Genomic DNA, 17,310 nt, shown 5'->3' with positions numbered 1-17,310 from the left:
TTTTCCCAGAGCGGTTCACACTTACCGGGCGAAGACGGCCGGTGCCGCCGCGGCCGGTAGAATGGGCATGCAAGCTCGCGGAGCGCCCTTTCATGTTGTCCCCAGCACACAGCGGTATAGGCGTGAGACGGCACCACTCCGCTGCGCCCTTACCCAATGCTCACGCACAGGAGTTGCCGGATGCCCCGGATCGTTGTCGACGTCATGCCCAAGCCCGAGATTCTCGACCCGCAGGGGAAGGCCATCGCGGGGGCACTCCCCCGGCTGGGCTTTACCGCCTTCAGCTCTGTCCGTCAGGGCAAACGCTTTGAACTGACGGTCGACGGCGAGGTGACCGAGGAGATCCTGGCCCAGGCCCGGAACGCAGCCGAGACCCTGCTGTCCAACCCGGTCATCGAGGACGTCGTCAACGTCGAGGTCGTCGAGGCCTGAGATGACTGAAATCCCCCTGATCGGTCTCCCCACAGCCGTCGCGGCCAACCCGGGCCTCGCCGGCGCCCGGATCGGCGTCGTCACCTTCCCCGGAACCCTGGACGACCGCGACGCCGCCCGTGCAGTCCGCCTGGCAGGCGCCATCCCGGTGGCGCTCTGGCACGCCGACACCACCCTGGGTGACGTCGACGCCGTCGTGATCCCCGGCGGTTTCTCGTACGGCGACTATCTCCGGGCCGGCGCCATCTCACGGTTCGCACCGCTCATGGCCAGGATCATCGACGCCGCCAACTCGGACGCCAGGCTGCCCGTCCTGGGCATCTGCAACGGCTTCCAGATCCTCACCGAATCGCACCTGCTTCCCGGCTCGATGATCAAGAACGACCGCCTGTTGTTCATGTGCCGCGACCAGATCCTGCGGGTGGAGAACAACACCACCGCCTGGACCCGGGACTACGCCGCCGGCCAGGAAATCACTGTGCCGCTGAAGAACCAGGACGGCCAGTACATCGCGGACGAGAAGACCCTGGATGCCCTCGAAGCTGAAGGCCGCGTTGTGTTCCGCTACGTCGGCTTCAACCCGAACGGGTCCCGCCGGGACATTGCCGGAATCTCCAACGCCGCCGGAAACGTGGTGGGCCTCATGCCGCACCCCGAGCACGCCGTGGAGGCAGGCTTCGGTCCAGACAACGGCTCCGGCACCGAGGGCCTCGGCTTCTTCACCTCTGTCCTGAACAAGATCGTGGGAGACAACAAATGACGGAGACACCCGCAGTGGCGGCGCCCGCGGAGACCGCCCGGAAGTTCAACATCGACACCGTCGAGAACGCGGCCACCACCCCGGGCACCGAGCTCCCCTGGGCCGAGCTGGGCCTGAAACAGAACGAGTTCGAGGAGGTCGTGAAGGTCCTGGGCCGCCGCCCGACCGGCGCCGAGCTCGCCATGTACTCCGTCATGTGGAGCGAGCACTGCTCGTACAAGTCCTCCAAGAACCACCTGCGCCAGTTCGGCGAAAAGGTGACGGAGGAGATGAAGAAGGACATGCTCGTGGGCATCGGCGAAAATGCCGGTGTCACCAACCTGGGCGACGGCTGGGCCGTGACGTTCAAGATCGAGTCGCACAATTCGCCGTCGTTCGTGGAGCCCTACCAGGGTGCCGCGACCGGCATCGGCGGCATCGTCCGCGACATCATCTCCATGGGCGCCCGCCCTGTGGCCGTGATGGATCCGCTGCGTTTCGGTGCCATTGACCACCCGGATACCGCCCGCGTCATGCACGGCGCAGTGGCTGGCATCGGCGGCTACGGCAACTCCCTGGGCCTGCCGAACATCGGCGGCGAAATGGTCTTCGACTCCGTCTACCAGGGCAATCCGCTGGTCAACGCGCTGGCCGTCGGCGTGATGCGGCACGAGGACATCCGCCTTGCCAACGCCACCGGCAAGGGCAACAAAGTGGTGCTCTTCGGCGCCCGCACCGGCGGCGACGGAATCGGCGGCGCCTCCGTGCTGGCCTCGGAATCCTTCGATGACACCAAACCGTCCAAGCGTCCGGCCGTCCAGGTGGGTGACCCCTTCGCCGAGAAGGTCCTGATCGAGTGCTGCCTGGAGCTGTTCAAGGCTTCCCTGGTTGAGGGTATTCAGGACCTGGGCGCCGCCGGCATTTCCTGCGCCACGTCCGAGCTCGCCTCCAACGGCGACGGGGGCATGGAGGTCGAACTGACCTCCGTCCTGCTGCGTGACCCCACCCTGACACCGGGCGAAATCCTGATGTCCGAGTCGCAGGAACGCATGATGGCCGTGGTCACCCCGGAGAACATCGCCGCGTTCGAGGCCGTCATGGACAAGTGGGCGGTGGAGTACTCCTGGCTGGGCGAGGTGACCGATACCGGCCGCCTGATCATCACGTGGGAAGGCGCGGTTATCGTCGACGTCGACCCGCGCACCGTGGCCCACGACGGTCCGGTCTACGACCGGCCCTATGCCCGCCCCGAGTGGCAGGACGCCGTGCAGGCCGACGCCTTCACCGGGTCCGTGCAGGACGCCGGCCGCCCGTCCGCCCCCGCGGAACTGGCCGCCGCCATCACCGAACTCGTCGCCTCACCCAACATGTGCAGCAAGTCCTGGATCACCAACCAGTACGACCGCTACGTCGGCGGCAACACCGCCATGTCTTTCCCGGACGACGCCGGCGTGGTCCGGGTGGACGAGGAAACCGGCCTGGGGGTGGCACTGGCCACCGACGCCAACGGGCGCTACACCTACCTCGACCCGTACCACGGCGCACAGCTGGCACTGGCCGAGGCCTACCGCAACGTCGCCACCTCCGGCGCCGTGCCGATGGCCGTCAGCGACTGCCTGAACTTCGGCTCGCCCGAGGACCCCGCCGTCATGTGGCAGCTGGCCGAAGCCATCCGGGGCCTGTCCGACGCCTGCATGGTGCTGGGCATTCCGGTCACCGGCGGCAACGTCTCGCTGTACAACCAGACCGGCTCGACGCCGATCCACCCCTCCCCGGTAGTGGCCGTGCTGGGCAAGTTCGACGACGTCGCCCGCCGCACACCGTCGGGCTGGCGCGAGGACGGCCAGGCCATCTATCTGCTAGGCACGACGGCGGCGGAACTGGACGGCTCGGAATGGTCCAACATGCGCGGACACCTCGGCGGGCTGCCACCCCGGGTTGACCTCGCCGCCGAACGTGCGCTGGGTCAAATCCTGATCAACGCCTCCCGCGACGGCATGGTGGACTCCGCGCACGACCTCTCCGAAGGCGGCCTCGCCGCAGCCCTCGTGGAGTCCTCGCTGCGCTACGGCGTCGGCGCCCGGATCGCCCTTCAGGACGTCCTGGACCGCGACGGAGTGGACCTGTTCACGGCTCTGTTCTCCGAGTCCCAGGGCCGCGCCATCGTGGCAGTGCCCCGGTCTGAGGAGATCCGCTTCAAGGACATGTGCACTGCCCGCGGCTTCGCGCACGTCCGGATCGGCGTCGTGGACGCCGAGGGCGGCACGCTGGAGATCAACGGCGTCGAAACCATGACCCTCGAGGCGCTGCGCGAAGCCCACGAGGCCACCCTGCCGAAGTACTTCGGCTAGTCCCCGCCGCCGCCCTAGCCTCGCAAGCTCGGCCAGGGAACCCTGGCGGCGTGGGCCCACCCACCGCCGCCCTAGCCTCGCAAGCTCGGCCAGGGAACCCTGGCGGCGTGGGCCCATCCGCCGCCGCCCAATTCCGCCCAATCCCGTCGACTGCTCCGTAACTGCCCTTCTGGACCCTCAGAACGGCAGTTGCGGAGCAGCCGTTTTGGTTTGACGGCCCGGGCGCCAGCCGGCCTGGACAAGTGCGGTGCGGATCTTGGCCACCGCGGCATTCGCATCATGGACCATATGCCGCTTGGAGATGCGCACCTCTGTCCAACCGAGGGCGGTGTACCTGTCGGACCGGGCGATGTCCCGGACAATTTGCGCCTCATCACCGTGTTGCTCACCCTCGTATTCAATACCGATTCTGAACTTCCGATAGGACAAGTCAGGTTCGTGGTGCCGAGTGCCCACGTCGTCGATAATGGGCACGTTCAGCTCCGGCTCCGGAAGGCCGGCCCGAGCGATGGCAAGCCGCAGCAAGGACTCCTGCGGCGAATCTGAGCCTACTCGAATGAGTGTGAGAGCTTGCTTGGCCTTGCGGATTCCACGCTTTCCCTTGTGGCGGTCGATCATCCGCTGCAGATCCCCGAGGCTGCACAACGGCAGGTCCCTGCCCTCGAATTCAAGCCGGGGCACCCGGACACAGCTGTCGCCGGCCACCACGAGTTCGTCCACGGTCAGCATTTCGGCCAAATCCAGCCAGGTTCGCTCCGGTGTGGTGATGGGAATTCCGTCCACGAGCGTGATCTCGTCGTCGTAAAGCTTCATCCGATGAACGATGACATGTGGCCGGTTGAGATGGGCAGCGCCCTCGGGCCTAATCATGTGATACATCTGCGGTCCCTCCTTTTGTCGCCGTACCGGAAGCCAACCAAGCTCCGCCGCGGTGAGGTGCGACGCGGCGCATCGCTCATTGACCTCAACGAAAGGCCGCACCCTCACGCTCAGAGGAAGCTCCAGCGTTGGGTTCAAGGAACGAATCCCCCTGCCCAGCGCTGCGAGGGAGCGGTGGCGGAGCTGCTTGGGCGACACACCGGCCTCTGCAGCTTCGGCAATCGTAAAGGGACGGTTCTGGAGCTCCTCCGGCAGCGGGCGCGCGGTCTTCATGCCCTCATAAAACCAGAACCGCGCCGGCGCCGCAGAAGTTATCCACATGAGCCATCGATTGCTCCAGATCCGCCCTTTTCGAGCCTCAAAACGGCGGATCTGGAGCAATCGATGGGCGCTCATTCGTCGCTGCGGAGTTCCCGCTGGCGGGCACTGAGCATCTCGAGTTCAGGGCGCGCTGCCACGAAGCGTTCGACGGCGGCGAGGACCTCCACGAGGTGCGCGCGGTCCGAGGCGACCAGCCCGACGCCGATGACGGTCCGCCTGTACTGGTCCTGCAATGCCGCCTCCGTCACGGAGACATCGAAGCGGCGTTTGGTTTCGGCGAGCACGGGGCGCACCACGGAGCGCTTCGCCTTCAGGCTGTGAACGTCACCAAGGAGGATGTCGAATTCGATCCAGCCAATCCACATGCTCCAATATTCCCATCGATTGCTCCGCAACTGCCGTTCTGTGGTGCCAAAAGGGCGGTTACGGAGCAATCGACGAGGCCTAGATGGTGAGCTCGCCCATCCGGTCCCAGCCCTCGCCGTCAAACTGGCGGCTGATGATCTGCGGCGTTTCCCGCAGTGCCTGCGGCATGTCCGCCATGGCCTGCTTGAAGTGTGCGCTGTTGACATGGTCCCCGGCGGCGTCGTCCTTGAAGGCCTCGACCAGGACGAACTCGTTGGGGTCCTCCACGCTGCGGGACCAGTCGAACCAGAGATTGCCCGGTTCCTGCCGGGTGGTGTGGGTGAAGTCCTCGACGAGGCCGAGCCAGCGCTCCGCCCAGTCGGGCTGGACCTTGAATTTAACGACAATGAAGATCACGGGGTGCCTTTCGGTATGGCGGGATGGTGTTCCATTCTCGCAACAGGACAACGCGGGGTCATATCCGGCCCATTGCCCGGACATTTATGGGCCGTGAGTGACCCCGCGTTGCAATCGGAGGGGGGAGGATCAGCAGGCCTCTCTAGCCTCCCGTGCCAGTTCCTGTGCACTCCTGATGTAGCGGGACGTGATGCGGCGCCGCGCCCGCCGCGTCAGGGCGCCCCCGGCAGCGTAGAACCAAGTGGACGGAACACCGAAGGCCGTAATTTGGATGGTAACAACGCCCTTGTGGTCAATAAGAATCTGGAACGCCTCCTCGCCGCGGACCGGATGCCCCGGGAGTGTTCCGTAGCCGAAGCCCGCGGACTGGGGCCCGCCACCGGGCACCGGCCGGCGGACCCAGACGACCTCGCAGGGCGCGTTGATCCGGAACGGTCCGACGCCGAAGCCACTCACCACGCGCGCCCCGGGAGCCACGACGTCGGAATCCGCGCGGACCCGCAGCCCTGCCCGCTTCTGGAGTTGCCAGCTGAACAGCTCCCGGACAACGCGCCGGTACGCCTCGAGGCCCTCGCCGACGTAGGCCTGGGTCACCAGGCAATCGACGTCCGGCGGCGGCCCCTGCTCCGTGGAGCCGATCCCCTCGTAGTTAAGCTCACCGGCGGCAATCCGCGGCCCGGTCACGGCCGCACCGTCCGGGCGGAGTCCTGAGCCAGCCTGGCCCAGCCGAGCTGTTCCTGCTGGCGCCGGCTCAGGGTGGCGACGACGAGGTCATAGGAGTCCTCCACCATGTCGCACACCATCGAGTCAGGCAATGAACCGTCCAGCCGAACGCCGTTCCAGTGGGTCTTGTTCAGGTGCCAGGCCCCGGTGATTTCAGGGTGCGCGGCGCGCAACTGTTCTGCCAGCGCCGGCTCGCACTTCAGGCTAACGGCAAAATCATCATCCGCCATGGCGGAAAGCGCGAACATCTTAGCTTCGCGGCGGGCGCCGGACACCGCCGCCCACACTTTGAACACGGAAGTCTCGGGTCCGAACGGAAAGTCCTCGAACGCCCCGGGGAAGCCGAGGCACAACCGCCGGAGTGCAGCTACATCCATGGTTAGAGCCTACTTCCCATGACCGACATTATGGCCCGGCAGGCGGCGCGGCTCAGACGACACCGAGGAAGTCCTCCAGCAGCACCACCTCAAGGCCGGCCGCCAGCTGGGCCGCGCGAAAGGCCGCCAGGTCTGCGGCGAATTCGGGCCGGAAATGCATCAGGACGATGTCTCCCGGCCGCAGCACATTGCCATGCTGGTAGTCCATGCGGCCGGCGTTGGCTTTGGCCTCCCACGTAATGATCGCTTGCATCCCGGCGGATGCGGCCGCCTGCCGCATGACGTTGGAGTAAGCGCCGCCGGGCGGCCGGAACAGCGTGGGGCGGCGTCCGTAGTGCTGCTGGGCATAGTCCTGCATGCCGGTGATTTCCGCGAGCTGGTGCCGGTAGTTGAGCTGGTTGACCATGTTGATGTTGTGGCTCACCGTATGGTTTTCCACCAGGCTTCCCTGCGCCTCGAACTGCTTGAAGAAGGCCGGATCGGACTGAACGAAGGTCCGGGCGAGGAAGATCGACGCCGGGTAGTCGTATTCGGTCATAAGACGCACCATCTCCGGGGTCCTGGTCTCGCCGTCGTCGATGGTGAGGAACACGACGGGGTGCTGCGTATCGATCTTCGTGATCACGGGCGCGAGGCCGTCCTGCGCCGGCGGCAGCTTGAAGTCGGGGATGAAGCTCCGCCGGAGGCGTTTGTTTCCGGGGCGCCGGAGCGCTGCGGGGGCCGCGGACACCGAGGAAAACTCGGCCTTTCGGTGCCCGGCAGCCAGCGCAGAGGGCAGCGCCCGCCCGGTCCACGAGGCAACACCGGACGCGGCTGCGAATCCCGGTGAGGTGCCGTCCGGGGCAGCGCAGGCGCCCAAGGCAGCCATCAGGGAAGCACCGAGGATTCCCAAAGCCCCCCGGCGTGCCGGGTTCGAGGGAAACGCGGGTGGCTGGTCTTCGCACATGGGTGATCCTGGGCTCGGATGAAGGGGTGTCAGCAGAAGACTAACAGGGCAAAAAGGCGGTCTCTGACGGACGCTGCACAGATGTGACCTACAGGCCGAAACGCTGTGCGTCCTGCGCCGGGCAGGCGTTCATGATGACGTCAAGTCCGGCGGCCTTGGCCCGCGCCGCCGCCGCTTCATCAATGACGCCCAACTGCAGCCACACGGCTTTCGCGCCGGCGGCGATCGCCTGGTCCACGACGGCCCCGACCCGCTGCGAATTCACAAAGCAGTCGACGACGTCGATGGGCCGCTTCCCGGCCGGAATGTCGGCCAGGCTCGCGTACCCGGTTTCGCCATGGACGGGATCGGCGGCAGGGTTTACCGGGATGATCTCCATGCCCAGCCGGTCGCGGATAAACAGGGAGGTGTCGTAGGCGGCACGCCATTGGTTCGTGCTGAGGCCCACAATGGCCCACCTCCCCTTGGTGCGGATATGCCGTTCGAGGACTGCCTGATCATTGACGTGGGCCATGAGCACAGCCTAACCACCCCGCAGCCTGCCTGCCGCAAGTGCCACCGCTGCGCCGTCGCAAAGGCCGCGCGCCGCGCAGCTCGCCGGCCGGAGAACCCCTATCCGTGGACGTGTTCCGTAAATCCGATTGCCTGCCGGGAGCCCCGGACGGGGCCATCGCGGCGGGCATCCGGACTGGGCAGGCTACGGCTGGGTTCGCAGGCTAAGGCTGGCCGGGGAGGGTGGGAAGCGCACCCGGAAGAGCCGGCAGCGGAACCGTGGGAAGGCCCCGGTCCTCGCCCGGGCGGGGCAGGCCGGGGAGCCCTGGCGCGAACGGACCATGGGGCGGCGCCGGAAGGACACCGCCGCGGCCAGCCGCTGGGGGAGTAACGGCGACGGGCGGCGCCGCGGGAGCCCCGGCAACGGATCCGGGAGCCTGCGGTATGTTTTCTGCCGCCGGCGGCGTGGTGCCGTTCGCCGCAATCGACGGCACGGCAGCTGCAGGAATCTCCGCCGGTGACGGCTGGCCGGGCTCAGGAGCCACATCGGGTGTCTCGCCGGACGGCTGGAAGATGACGCCGACAGTGTCACTGACCCGGAGGCGGAAGTCCTCGCTGGAGGCTGCCACTGCACCGGCGCCGAGGGTCATGGCAGCTACGACGGCGCCGCCGACGATTGCCAGTCTTCGCTTCCGTCCGCGGCGCTCGGCGAGGCTCACAACCCCAGCCGGCAGTGCTTCGTCGCTATGATCCGGCGCCGATGCGACCGCGGGCAGCGCCGTCGTCGTTGCTGCCGGGGCACCGCCTGCGGCACGGCGGGCGCCGGCGGCCAGCAGAGCCGCGAGGTCGGCGCGGGGCGCAGGGGCACAGTCCGGAACCAGGGCGCGGAGTTCTTCCAGCGAGCTGTGGAGCTCGGTGGATGCGTCGAGGCCGGAATCACGGAGCATCGCCTGGATGCTGCCCTCCTGCTGGGGTTCGCGGGTGCCGGTCATGATGCTGCGTGGTCCTTTTCGGAGACGAGTTCGCGCAGGGCGCTGAGCCCGCGTCGCTGAAGCTGTTTGACGGCACCCGGCGTCTTGTCCATAATGCCGGCCACCTGTTCGGTGGAAAGGTCCGCGACGATCCGCAGGACCAGCACCTCCCGCTGCTCCTCGTTGAGCCGGGCAAGGGTGTCCGAGATGCCGCCCAGGGACCCAAGGGCCTCGTCCTCGGCGGACGCGGCAAAACGGGTGTCGTCCCGGGGATCATATTCGGCCAGATACGGCGTGCGTTCGGCCCGCCGGCGGCAGTCCACGAGCCTGGCATGGGCGACAGAGAAAATGAAGGTCCTCAAGCCCTTGTGCCCGCCGGTGACGTTGGCCAGTTTCGGCAGGATAGCCACGAACACATCCTGGGTGAGCGCCTCGGCATCTTCGACGCCGCGGGCCCGGAAGTAGCCGAGTACCGCGGGCGAAACCGCTATGTAGACGGCGCTGAATCCCGAGGGCTCACCAGCCAAGGCTGCTGACAATTCGTCATCGCTTAGCTGATCCGCCAAGAGGCTGTCCTTCCGGTTACTGCTGGGGTGCGGCCGCGGCAAGTCTAGCGGCCGCACCCCCGGGGCCTCCCTGGGAAGGCGTTTGGTGCCTACTTGTTGAGCTCAGGCAGTTCGGCGGACGGCAGGGTCGGAAGTGCCGGGACAGCAGGAGTAGCCGGCACGCCCTTGCCGCCGGGGAGGGCCGGAACGGCAATGCTCAGGTCAGCGTTGGCGTGTGCGGCACCGTTGGCGCTGCCCTCAAGGGCGGCGCCGTTCTTGTCTGCCTGGATGGAACCCTTGGCGGAGCCCTCGGTGCTTTCGACGCCGGCGTCGCCCTCGGCGGAGCCGTCAGCGGACGGGGAAGCCGGCACAGCAGGGCCAGCCGGAACGGCCGGAACGGCGGGAATTTCCGGAGCCGCCGGAACCGACGGAGTCGCCGGAACCGCGGGGATTGCCGGGATGGCGGGCGTAGCGGGGGTCACTTCGGCCTGCTGGGTGTTCGACACCTGGGCCGCGTTGGCCAGGCCGATGCCGGAGAATCCTCCGACTGTGAGAATCGCAGCGCCGACAGCAATCTTGGTGGTCTTGCTAACACTCTTCATAAGAAATGTACATCCTTTGTTTTTTGTTCGAAGGCCAGCCGAGGCCCGATGGGGAAGCCAACAGCCCGCTTTTTCAGTCGAAGGCCGGCCGGATCCCCGATGGGGGTCCAGGTTCCGGCGGCGCTTACAAAGGAGTAATCGCCGGGCTACCCCGAAAGGTTACGCACCGATCCGAATTTCTTTTTTTTTGCTCCGGATGGGCCCTTCGAAGCCCTCACCAGCGACTTAACGACGGCGGCGGGCCACCTCCAAGGTGACCCGCCGCCGTCGTGCGTCAGTTACCGCGAAAGTCGGTATCAGTCGTTGATCAAATCGTTGATGACGATGGTCTGGTCCCGGTCCGGGCCGACGCCGATCGCCGAGAAGCGAGTGCCGGAGAGCTTCTCGAGGGCCAGCACGTAGTTCCTGGCATTCTCCGGGAGATCCGCGATCGTGCGGGCGCCCGTGATGTCCTCGGTCCAGCCGTCGAAGTACTCGAAGATGGGCTTGGCGTGGTGGAATTCGGTCTGGGTCATCGGCATTTCGTCGTGCCGGACGCCGTCGACGTCGTAGGCCACACAGACCGGGATCTGCTCGATGCCCGTGAGGACGTCGAGCTTGGTGACGAAGTAGTCGGTGAAGCCGTTAACCCGGGAGGCGTGGCGCGCCAGCACGGCGTCGTACCAGCCGCAACGGCGCGGCCGGCCGGTGTTGACGCCGAACTCGCCGCCGGTCTTCTGCAGGTACAAGCCCATGTCGTCGAACAGCTCCGTGGGGAACGGCCCGGCGCCCACGCGGGTGGTGTACGCCTTGATGATGCCGATGGAGCGCGAGATCCGGGTGGGGCCGATGCCCGAGCCCACGCAGGCGCCGCCGGCCGTGGGGTTCGAGGACGTCACAAACGGGTACGTGCCGTGGTCGACGTCCAGGAATGTGGCCTGGCCGCCTTCCATGAGGACCACTTTGCCCTCGTCCAGGGCGGTGTTCAGGACGTAGGTGCTGTCGATGACCAGCGGGCGGAGGCGCTCGGCGAAGGACAGGAAATACTCCACGATCTCGTCCACCTCGATGTCGCGGCGGTTGTAGACCTTGACCAGGAGTTCGTTCTTCTGGCGCAGCGATCCTTCGACCTTCTGGCGCAGGATGGAGGCATCAAAGACGTCCTGGACGCGGATTCCGAGGCGGGCCACCTTGTCCATATAGGCCGGGCCGATCCCACGGCCAGTGGTGCCGATGGCGCGGCTGCCGAGGAAACGCTCGGTGACCTTGTCCAGGACCTGATGATACGGCGCCACAAGGTGGGCGTTGGCGGAGACGCGCAGCTTGGAGGTGTCCGCGCCGCGGGCTTCAAGGCCGTCGATCTCCTGGAACAGCGCCTCGAGGTTCACCACGCAGCCGTTGCCGATGATCGGAACCGCGTTGGGGCTCAGGATGCCGGCCGGAAGGAGCTTGAGCTCATACTTCTCACCGCCCACGACGACGGTGTGCCCGGCGTTGTTGCCGCCGTTGGGCTTGACGACGTAGTCAACGCGGCCGCCAAGCAGGTCAGTGGCTTTGCCTTTTCCTTCGTCGCCCCATTGGGCTCCGACGATCACGATTGCTGGCATGGGATCCTCCCCCATTCGTACGGGCCGACGACCGTGTGATTCACCGTGCTTGATTCGCCAAGGTGGTCACCGGAGGTCAGCGCCGTTCATGAGAATGCCCCGACTCTGTTGCTGTGCTCTTAACATCAACGCCAGAGTCCGGGGCTCTTACCACCCAAGTTTAGCCGATCACAGTGGCCTGCAGCCATTTGACCACCCCCTGGACCCATTGCTAGGCCGGGCCGGCCCGTCATTTCGCAGGGCTTGATAGACTAATAAGGATCGACCAGGAATCGGTCCACACCACATTTTCAAACCACTCCGTATTTGGCGTGCCCGGTGCTCGGCTCACCCGCGTACGGTCTGGCAGCGTTACCAATCCCGCAGGAGACTCAGCAATATATGACAGCCTTGGCCACTGAAAATTCCCGCGAACTGCTTTTGAGCCGCCGCTACGAACCTAGCGTCGCGGCCGTCAACGAGCTGTGCGACACGCTGCAGTCCACCAAAGCCGGCATGAATGTCCCCTATGTGGACCCGATCCACGACATCGACGAGTGCCGCATCATCAGCCTCTTCTCCAACATCGGCACCGAGGATGAGTCCGGCTTCATCACCGCCGGAGACGAGGAAGCGGCCGCGCGCCTGCTCGGCGTCCAGTGGAAGCTGGGCCTGCGCCCCGAATACGTCATGCCGTGGAACGTCCACCCCTGGTACGTCCCGGGTGAGCCGAACGGTAAGTTCACGCCGGACCAGATTTCCGCCGGCCTGAAGCCGCTCTTGAAGTTCCTGGCGGTTGTTCCCCGCGCCTCCGTCATCGTGGCGCACGGCACCGAGGCCAACCGCCTCGCCAACCTGCTCCTCAAGACCGAGGTGCCCATGATCTGGCGCCGCGGCCTTAAGACCTACAAGGTCCGCTCACTCAGCGGCCGCGCCTTCGCCGGCACCCCGGCCCGCCAGGAGCAGTATCTCGACGAAATGAACACCGTCTACGCGGACGCCATGGCCCGCACGGGTCTGGCCAAGACCAACTAGTCCCCACCCGCACCCTAGCCTCGCAAGCTCGGCCAGGGAACCCGGCGGGCGTGGGCCCTCCCACCCGCACGCATGCACCCCCGCACGACGGCGGGCGCCCACCAATGGTGGGCGCCCGCCGTCGACGTTTAGGAGCAACGCGGGGTCACTTAGCGCCCATCCGCCGCTAAGGAATGGGCGCTAAGTGACCCCGCGTTGCGGTGTGGTGCCTGGTTAGCGCTTCTCGGCTTCGATGGCCGCTTTGGCGGTGGGATCGGAGTCCTTGAGGAACTTTTCGATCCGCTCCGGCTCCTCGGCCTCGCCAATCGCGGCGGACGCACGTCCCAGCGAGTACAGGGCGCGCAGGAAGCCGCGGTTCGGTTCGTGCTCCCACGGGATGGGCCCGACGCCGCGCCAGCCGTTGCGGCGCAGCGAATCCAGGCCGCGGTGGTAGCCGACGCGGGAATAGGCGTAGGAATCGATGGTGCGGCCCTCGTCCCACGCTTCCTCGGCCAGCACGGCCCAAAGCAGCGAGGATGTGGGCTGGTCCTCCACCAGGTCCAGTGCTTCCTGGCCGGCGTCCAGCGCCGCATAGACCTCGGTCTCGGCCGGCAGGAGCGTGGGCTCGGGACCCATCAGGTTCCTGCGGAACTCTTCGGACACGCTCAGAACGTCTTTCCCGTGGAGCCGAGCTGCTGGGCTGCCTCGACGACGCGGGCCGCGAGGCCGGCCTCGGCGGAGGCGCCCCAGACGCGGGGATCGTACAGCTTCTTGTTGCCGACCTCGCCGTCGACCTTCAGCACGCCGTCGTAGTTGCGGAGCATGTGGTCCGCCACGGGGCGCGTGAAGGCGTACTGGGTGTCGGTGTCGATGTTCATCTTGATGACACCGTAGGAGACGGCGTCCGCGATTTCCTTTTCGGAGGAGCCGGAGCCGCCGTGGAAGACGAGGTCGAACGGGCTGGTCTTGCCGATCTTGGCGCCCACCTGCGCCTGGATGTCCTTGAGGATCTCCGGGCGCAGCTTCACGCCGCCGGGCTTGTAGACGCCGTGCACGTTGCCGAAGGTCAGTGCGGTGATGTAACGGCCGTTTTCGCCGGAACCGAGGGCATCAATGGTGGCCAGGGCGTCGTCGACGGTGGTGTAGAGCTTGTCGTTGATGGCGTTCTCGACGCCGTCCTCCTCGCCACCGACCGTGCCGATCTCAACCTCAAGGATCATCTTGGCGGCCGCGGTGCGTGCCAGGAGTTCGCGGGCGATCCGCAGGTTCTCGGGGAGGGTCTCGGCGGAGCCGTCCCACATATGTGAGCTGAAGAGCGGGTTGCGGCCGGCTTTGACCTCTGCCTCGGAAGCGGCCAGCAGCGGCAGGACGAAGCCGTCAAGCTTGTCCTTGGGGCAGTGGTCCGTGTGCAGGGCGATGTTGACGCCGTAGTTCCTGGCGACCTCGCGGGCGAAGGCGGCGAAGCCCAGCGAGCCGGCCACCATGTCCTTGGTGGAAGCGCCGGACCAGTAGGCCGCGCCTCCCGTGGAGACCTGGACGATGCCGTCGGACTCGGCCTCGGCGAAGCCTCGGAGGGCGGCGTTGAGGGTCTGGGAGGAGGTGACGTTGACAGCCGGGAATGCGAAGCCGCCCGTCTTAGCGCGGTCGATCATCTCGGAGTAAATCTCCGGGGTTGCAATGGGCATGCTGACTCCTAAAGTGAATTTCGTCTGCGGGCTGGGTTGACCCTGGAGTGGACCTCGTCGGCTAGGACCATCCTAGCCATTCCTGCGCCGGGCAGTGGTTCCGGTCACGCCCGGCCTGTAATACTCGCTCGTGAGTCGGGTGCGGGAACCTACCCCGGGAGCTGGCTGAAGACGTGCCGGCGGATCCAGGCATGCATCGCGATGGCCGCGGCGGAGGCTGCGTTGATGGAGCGGGTGGAACCGAACTGCTCGATGGACAAGGTGTCCACGACGGCTTCGTGGACCTCGGGGGTCAGTCCGGGGCCCTCCTGCCCGAACACCAGCACGCAGTCCCTGGGCAGTTCGTAGGTCTCCAGCGGCACGGAATCCGGGAAAATGTCGATGCCGATGATTGCCAGTCCCTCCCCCTGCGCCCAGGCGACGAAGTCGTCAACGGTGGGGTGGTGGCGGATGTGCTGGTAGCGGTCGGTGACCATAGCCCCGCGGCGGTTCCACCGGCGTCGTCCGATGATGTGCACTTCCTTGGCCAGGAACGCATTGGCGGTCCGCACCACGGTGCCAATATTCATGTCGTGCTGCCAGTTTTCGATCGCGATGTGGAAGTTGTGGCGTTTGGAGTCCAGGTCCGCCACGATCGCCTCGTGTTTCCAATATCGGTATTGGTCCACCACGTTGCGCCGGTCCCCGTCCGCCAGAAGATCCGGGTCCCAGTGCCCGCCCTGCGGCAGCTCGCCGCGCCAGGGTCCGACGCCGACCGCCGCCTTGGGCTCCGCCCCGGCCTCTGACGCATAGGCTGGCTCCGCCGCCGGGACGGCGGGTTCTCTGGGGCTCTCGGGTTCAGTCACGACTCAACATTAGACTTAGGAACAGGAAGCGGCACATTAACGGCGGAGGACACCATGTCGGACCAGAACGAAGACCAGCGGACAGACTCAGACGAAGCACGGTCGACGTCGTCGATGTACCGCAGCGGCCAGGACATCGAATGCTGGCTGACGGACATGGATGGTGTCCTGGTGCACGAAAACCAGCCCATCCCCGGCGCCGCGGAGCTCATCCAGCGCTGGGTGGACACCTCCCGGCGGTTCCTGGTCCTGACCAACAACTCCATCTACACGCCCAGGGACCTCGCCGCCCGGCTGAAGAGTTCCGGCCTGGAGATCCCGGAGGAGAACATCTGGACCTCGGCACTGGCCACGGCGCAGTTCCTCAAGGACCAGGTGCGCGGCTCGGACTCCGGCAACCGCGCTTACACGATCGGTGAAGCAGGGCTCACGACGGCGCTGCACGAGGCCGGCTTCATTCTCACCGACCAGGACCCGGACTTTGTGGTGCTCGGCGAAACCCGCACCTACTCTTTTGAGGCAATCACCATGGCAATCCGGCTGATCCTCGGCGGCGCACGGTTCATCGCCACCAACCCGGACGCCACCGGCCCGTCGAAGGACGGTCCGATGCCGGCCACCGGCGCCATCGCGGCACTCATCACCAAGGCGACCGGCCGCGAACCGTACATCGTGGGCAAACCGAACCCGATGATGTTCCGCTCAGCCATGAACCAGATCGACGCGCACTCGGAAACGACGGCCATGATCGGGGACCGGATGGACACCGACATCATCGCGGGCATGGAGGCGGGGCTGCACACCGTGCTGGTGCTCAGCGGCATCACCCACCGCGACGACATCGCCGCCTACCCGTTCCGGCCGAACCAGATCCTGAACTCCGTGGCGGATCTGAAGAACCAGATCTAGGTTCCGGCCCGGGACCAGCAACACGGGGCCTGGCGCCAGGCGCAAGCACTAGAAGGCGGTCTTCTTCCCTCCGCCGGAGGGCAGCGGGAAGAGTTCGTTCTGGAGTTCTTCGATGACCGGGCGGTAGACGAACGGGTTCCAGCCCGGGCTGGCATGCGCCGGCGTCGCCCCGTCGGTGCGCAGAAGGCCGGACGCCATGTTGTCCTTGTAAGTCAGCGCCCAGGAGTCGCGGGCCGTCCCGTAGTCCACGGTGCGGTCCTCGGGATTGCCGATGAACGCCATCCTGGTGCCGCCCAGCTTTCCCGCGAACCGGCTGCCGTCAAAGTGGTAGATGTACGCAGACTCGGACTGGATCAGCACGCTCGAGGGCGCAATCGGAGACAGCTGCTCCAGCGTCTGGTCCCGGATCTGCCCCCAACTCCGTTCGTCCTTGTGCAGTATCCGCTCGCCGAGTTCATACCCGCCGCGCAGCACGGTGGGGAAGCGGAACCCGCTCTCGTAGAGGAACACGACCCCCTCGAACCAACTCCGGTCCAGCACATCGTATTTGCTGTACGGGCTGGAATCGAGCAGAATAAGCGCCACCTCGATGCCGTGCAACTCCCGTAGCCGGGCCGCCACCTGCGTTGCCACCATTCCGCCGAAGCTGTGGCCGTAGAAGTACAGCGTGCCGAGCTTGTGGACCCGCGCATACTCCACAACGGCGATGACGATCTTGTCGATGTCCAGGCCAACATTGGAATAGCCGACGGCGGCCAGTTGGCCGCGCTTGTTCAGCGCGCCGCGCAGCACGTTCAGGATCCACTGCGCCTCTTCCCAGCTGGTCTTGTAGCCGGGAAACAGGAACCAGCTGGCATTGGGGAAGTATTTCTCCGCGGTGTCATCCGGCACCCGGAGGATCTTGTTGACGCGGCGCTCGGCCTGCACCCTGCGGGTGACCAGCATGTCCGCCGCGAGCAGCGACGCGGACCCGCTGCCGGCCAGGAAACTGCGCCGCGAGAACCGCTTGAGTTCGGCGGCGTGGCGGAGCATACGGGCCGCGTTTTTAGCTGGCCCGCCCACATCATCTGCTTGCGTCGCACGCGGCACACCTCTACCGTAGTCACCGTGGATCGCGGATCTGAAACGGGGCCGGAGAACAGCTCGGCCGAA

Annotated in this window: 20 protein-coding genes; 5 read left to right on the top strand and 15 right to left on the bottom strand. The window is 66.3% G+C overall.

Annotation, left to right across the window (positions count from 1 at the left end; genetic code table 11):
- Positions 1-180: 180 nt before the first annotated feature.
- The 3 genes from purS to purL are packed head-to-tail and all read left to right on the top strand — an operon-like array spanning position 181 to position 3,522.
- Complete coding sequence (gene purS / locus AC50X6_RS01315) at positions 181-432, top strand: phosphoribosylformylglycinamidine synthase subunit PurS (RefSeq protein WP_326968456.1); 252 nt, start codon at positions 181-183, stop codon at positions 430-432.
- Position 433: 1 nt separating this feature from the next.
- Entirely contained in the window at positions 434-1,192 is a 759-nt protein-coding gene (gene purQ, locus AC50X6_RS01310) for a phosphoribosylformylglycinamidine synthase subunit PurQ (RefSeq protein ID WP_494964520.1), read from the top strand.
- Positions 1,189-3,522 (top strand): phosphoribosylformylglycinamidine synthase subunit PurL, encoded by a 2,334-nt coding sequence (purL, locus tag AC50X6_RS01305; RefSeq protein WP_494964519.1) that lies wholly within the window; start codon positions 1,189-1,191, stop codon positions 3,520-3,522. The genes purQ and purL overlap by 4 nt, the downstream gene beginning before the upstream one ends.
- A 177-nt stretch (positions 3,523-3,699) precedes the next feature.
- Here purL and AC50X6_RS01300 read toward each other — a convergent pair whose 3' ends face one another.
- The 11 genes from AC50X6_RS01300 to AC50X6_RS01250 form a co-directional block, all read right to left on the bottom strand.
- A complete protein-coding gene (locus tag AC50X6_RS01300) occupies positions 3,700-4,674 on the bottom strand; it encodes a type IV toxin-antitoxin system AbiEi family antitoxin (RefSeq protein WP_494964518.1) in 975 nt (324 codons plus the stop codon).
- A 119-nt stretch (positions 4,675-4,793) separates the two neighbouring features.
- The gene (locus AC50X6_RS01295; RefSeq protein WP_494964517.1) at positions 4,794-5,087 is read right to left on the bottom strand and encodes a DUF503 domain-containing protein; all 294 of its coding nucleotides are present in this window, start codon (positions 5,085-5,087) and stop codon (positions 4,794-4,796) included.
- 79 nt (positions 5,088-5,166) lie between these two features.
- Positions 5,167-5,484, bottom strand: a complete 318-nt coding sequence (locus tag AC50X6_RS01290) for a putative quinol monooxygenase (protein WP_494964516.1) — start codon at positions 5,482-5,484, stop codon at positions 5,167-5,169.
- A 129-nt stretch (positions 5,485-5,613) separates the two neighbouring features.
- A complete protein-coding gene (locus AC50X6_RS01285; RefSeq protein WP_494964515.1) occupies positions 5,614-6,168 on the bottom strand; it encodes a DUF1990 domain-containing protein in 555 nt (184 codons plus the stop codon).
- Positions 6,165-6,584, bottom strand: a complete 420-nt coding sequence (locus AC50X6_RS01280; protein WP_494964514.1) for an MmcQ/YjbR family DNA-binding protein — start codon at positions 6,582-6,584, stop codon at positions 6,165-6,167. The genes AC50X6_RS01285 and AC50X6_RS01280 overlap by 4 nt, the downstream gene beginning before the upstream one ends.
- A 52-nt stretch (positions 6,585-6,636) precedes the next feature.
- The gene (locus tag AC50X6_RS01275; protein ID WP_494964513.1) at positions 6,637-7,530 is read right to left on the bottom strand and encodes a polysaccharide deacetylase family protein; all 894 of its coding nucleotides are present in this window, start codon (positions 7,528-7,530) and stop codon (positions 6,637-6,639) included.
- Between the two features lie 88 nt (positions 7,531-7,618).
- Positions 7,619-8,044, bottom strand: a complete 426-nt coding sequence (locus AC50X6_RS01270; protein WP_494964512.1) for a CoA-binding protein — start codon at positions 8,042-8,044, stop codon at positions 7,619-7,621.
- A 202-nt stretch (positions 8,045-8,246) separates the two neighbouring features.
- Complete coding sequence (locus AC50X6_RS01265; protein WP_494964511.1) at positions 8,247-9,014, bottom strand: hypothetical protein; 768 nt, start codon at positions 9,012-9,014, stop codon at positions 8,247-8,249.
- The gene (locus tag AC50X6_RS01260) at positions 9,011-9,559 is read right to left on the bottom strand and encodes an RNA polymerase sigma factor (RefSeq protein WP_494964510.1); all 549 of its coding nucleotides are present in this window, start codon (positions 9,557-9,559) and stop codon (positions 9,011-9,013) included. The genes AC50X6_RS01265 and AC50X6_RS01260 overlap by 4 nt, the downstream gene beginning before the upstream one ends.
- Positions 9,560-9,648: 89 nt before the next feature.
- Positions 9,649-10,140 carry a hypothetical protein gene (locus tag AC50X6_RS01255; RefSeq protein ID WP_494964509.1) on the bottom strand — a complete coding sequence of 164 codons (492 nt, stop codon included), beginning with the start codon at positions 10,138-10,140 and terminating at the stop codon, positions 9,649-9,651.
- A 296-nt stretch (positions 10,141-10,436) separates the two neighbouring features.
- On the bottom strand, positions 10,437-11,726 hold the full coding sequence (locus tag AC50X6_RS01250; RefSeq protein ID WP_494964508.1) for an adenylosuccinate synthase: 1,290 nt from the start codon (positions 11,724-11,726) through the stop codon (positions 10,437-10,439).
- Between the two features lie 381 nt (positions 11,727-12,107).
- Between AC50X6_RS01250 and AC50X6_RS01245 the strand changes: the two genes are divergently transcribed.
- Positions 12,108-12,740: a uracil-DNA glycosylase family protein gene (locus AC50X6_RS01245; protein ID WP_494964507.1), complete on the top strand. Its 633-nt coding sequence runs from the start codon at positions 12,108-12,110 to the stop codon at positions 12,738-12,740.
- A 213-nt stretch (positions 12,741-12,953) separates the two neighbouring features.
- Here the strand turns inward: AC50X6_RS01245 and AC50X6_RS01240 are convergent, their stop codons facing one another.
- From AC50X6_RS01240 to AC50X6_RS01230, 3 genes are all read right to left on the bottom strand, one after another.
- Positions 12,954-13,382 carry a DUF3151 domain-containing protein gene (locus AC50X6_RS01240; RefSeq protein ID WP_494964506.1) on the bottom strand — a complete coding sequence of 143 codons (429 nt, stop codon included), beginning with the start codon at positions 13,380-13,382 and terminating at the stop codon, positions 12,954-12,956.
- A gap of 2 nt (positions 13,383-13,384) precedes the next feature.
- Positions 13,385-14,404, bottom strand: coding sequence for a class II fructose-bisphosphate aldolase (fbaA, locus tag AC50X6_RS01235; protein ID WP_326968441.1), 1,020 nt, complete (start codon positions 14,402-14,404; stop codon positions 13,385-13,387).
- A gap of 149 nt (positions 14,405-14,553) precedes the next feature.
- A complete protein-coding gene (locus AC50X6_RS01230; protein WP_494964505.1) occupies positions 14,554-15,249 on the bottom strand; it encodes a TrmH family RNA methyltransferase in 696 nt (231 codons plus the stop codon).
- Between the two features lie 54 nt (positions 15,250-15,303).
- Here AC50X6_RS01230 and AC50X6_RS01225 point away from each other — a divergent pair, with 54 nt between their 5' ends.
- Complete coding sequence (locus tag AC50X6_RS01225; RefSeq protein ID WP_494964504.1) at positions 15,304-16,158, top strand: HAD-IIA family hydrolase; 855 nt, start codon at positions 15,304-15,306, stop codon at positions 16,156-16,158.
- 48 nt (positions 16,159-16,206) lie between these two features.
- Here the strand turns inward: AC50X6_RS01225 and AC50X6_RS01220 are convergent, their stop codons facing one another.
- Positions 16,207-17,190: a thioesterase domain-containing protein gene (locus tag AC50X6_RS01220; RefSeq protein ID WP_494964503.1), complete on the bottom strand. Its 984-nt coding sequence runs from the start codon at positions 17,188-17,190 to the stop codon at positions 16,207-16,209.
- Positions 17,191-17,310: the final 120 nt, after the last annotated feature.

The organism is Pseudarthrobacter sp. HLT1-7 (genome assembly GCF_059383435.1).
The sequence above is the reverse complement of the archived record's forward strand: the minus strand, read 5'-3'. Positions and strand labels throughout refer to the sequence as shown.

Coding starts and splice junctions, on each gene's coding strand:
- purS (WP_326968456.1), top strand. CDS start 181: ATGCCCCGGATCGTTGTCGACGTCATGCCCAAGCCCGAGATTCTCGAC.
- purQ (WP_494964520.1), top strand. CDS start 434: ATGACTGAAATCCCCCTGATCGGTCTCCCCACAGCCGTCGCGGCCAAC.
- purL (WP_494964519.1), top strand. CDS start 1,189: ATGACGGAGACACCCGCAGTGGCGGCGCCCGCGGAGACCGCCCGGAAG.
- AC50X6_RS01300 (WP_494964518.1), bottom strand. CDS start 4,674: ATGAAGACCGCGCGCCCGCTGCCGGAGGAGCTCCAGAACCGTCCCTTT.
- AC50X6_RS01295 (WP_494964517.1), bottom strand. CDS start 5,087: ATGTGGATTGGCTGGATCGAATTCGACATCCTCCTTGGTGACGTTCAC.
- AC50X6_RS01280 (WP_494964514.1), bottom strand. CDS start 6,584: ATGGATGTAGCTGCACTCCGGCGGTTGTGCCTCGGCTTCCCCGGGGCG.
- AC50X6_RS01275 (WP_494964513.1), bottom strand. CDS start 7,530: ATGTGCGAAGACCAGCCACCCGCGTTTCCCTCGAACCCGGCACGCCGG.
- AC50X6_RS01270 (WP_494964512.1), bottom strand. CDS start 8,044: ATGGCCCACGTCAATGATCAGGCAGTCCTCGAACGGCATATCCGCACC.
- AC50X6_RS01265 (WP_494964511.1), bottom strand. CDS start 9,014: ATGACCGGCACCCGCGAACCCCAGCAGGAGGGCAGCATCCAGGCGATG.
- AC50X6_RS01255 (WP_494964509.1), bottom strand. CDS start 10,140: ATGAAGAGTGTTAGCAAGACCACCAAGATTGCTGTCGGCGCTGCGATT.
- AC50X6_RS01250 (WP_494964508.1), bottom strand. CDS start 11,726: ATGCCAGCAATCGTGATCGTCGGAGCCCAATGGGGCGACGAAGGAAAA.
- AC50X6_RS01245 (WP_494964507.1), top strand. CDS start 12,108: ATGACAGCCTTGGCCACTGAAAATTCCCGCGAACTGCTTTTGAGCCGC.
- fbaA (WP_326968441.1), bottom strand. CDS start 14,404: ATGCCCATTGCAACCCCGGAGATTTACTCCGAGATGATCGACCGCGCT.
- AC50X6_RS01225 (WP_494964504.1), top strand. CDS start 15,304: ATGTCGGACCAGAACGAAGACCAGCGGACAGACTCAGACGAAGCACGG.
- AC50X6_RS01220 (WP_494964503.1), bottom strand. CDS start 17,190: ATGCTCCGCCACGCCGCCGAACTCAAGCGGTTCTCGCGGCGCAGTTTC.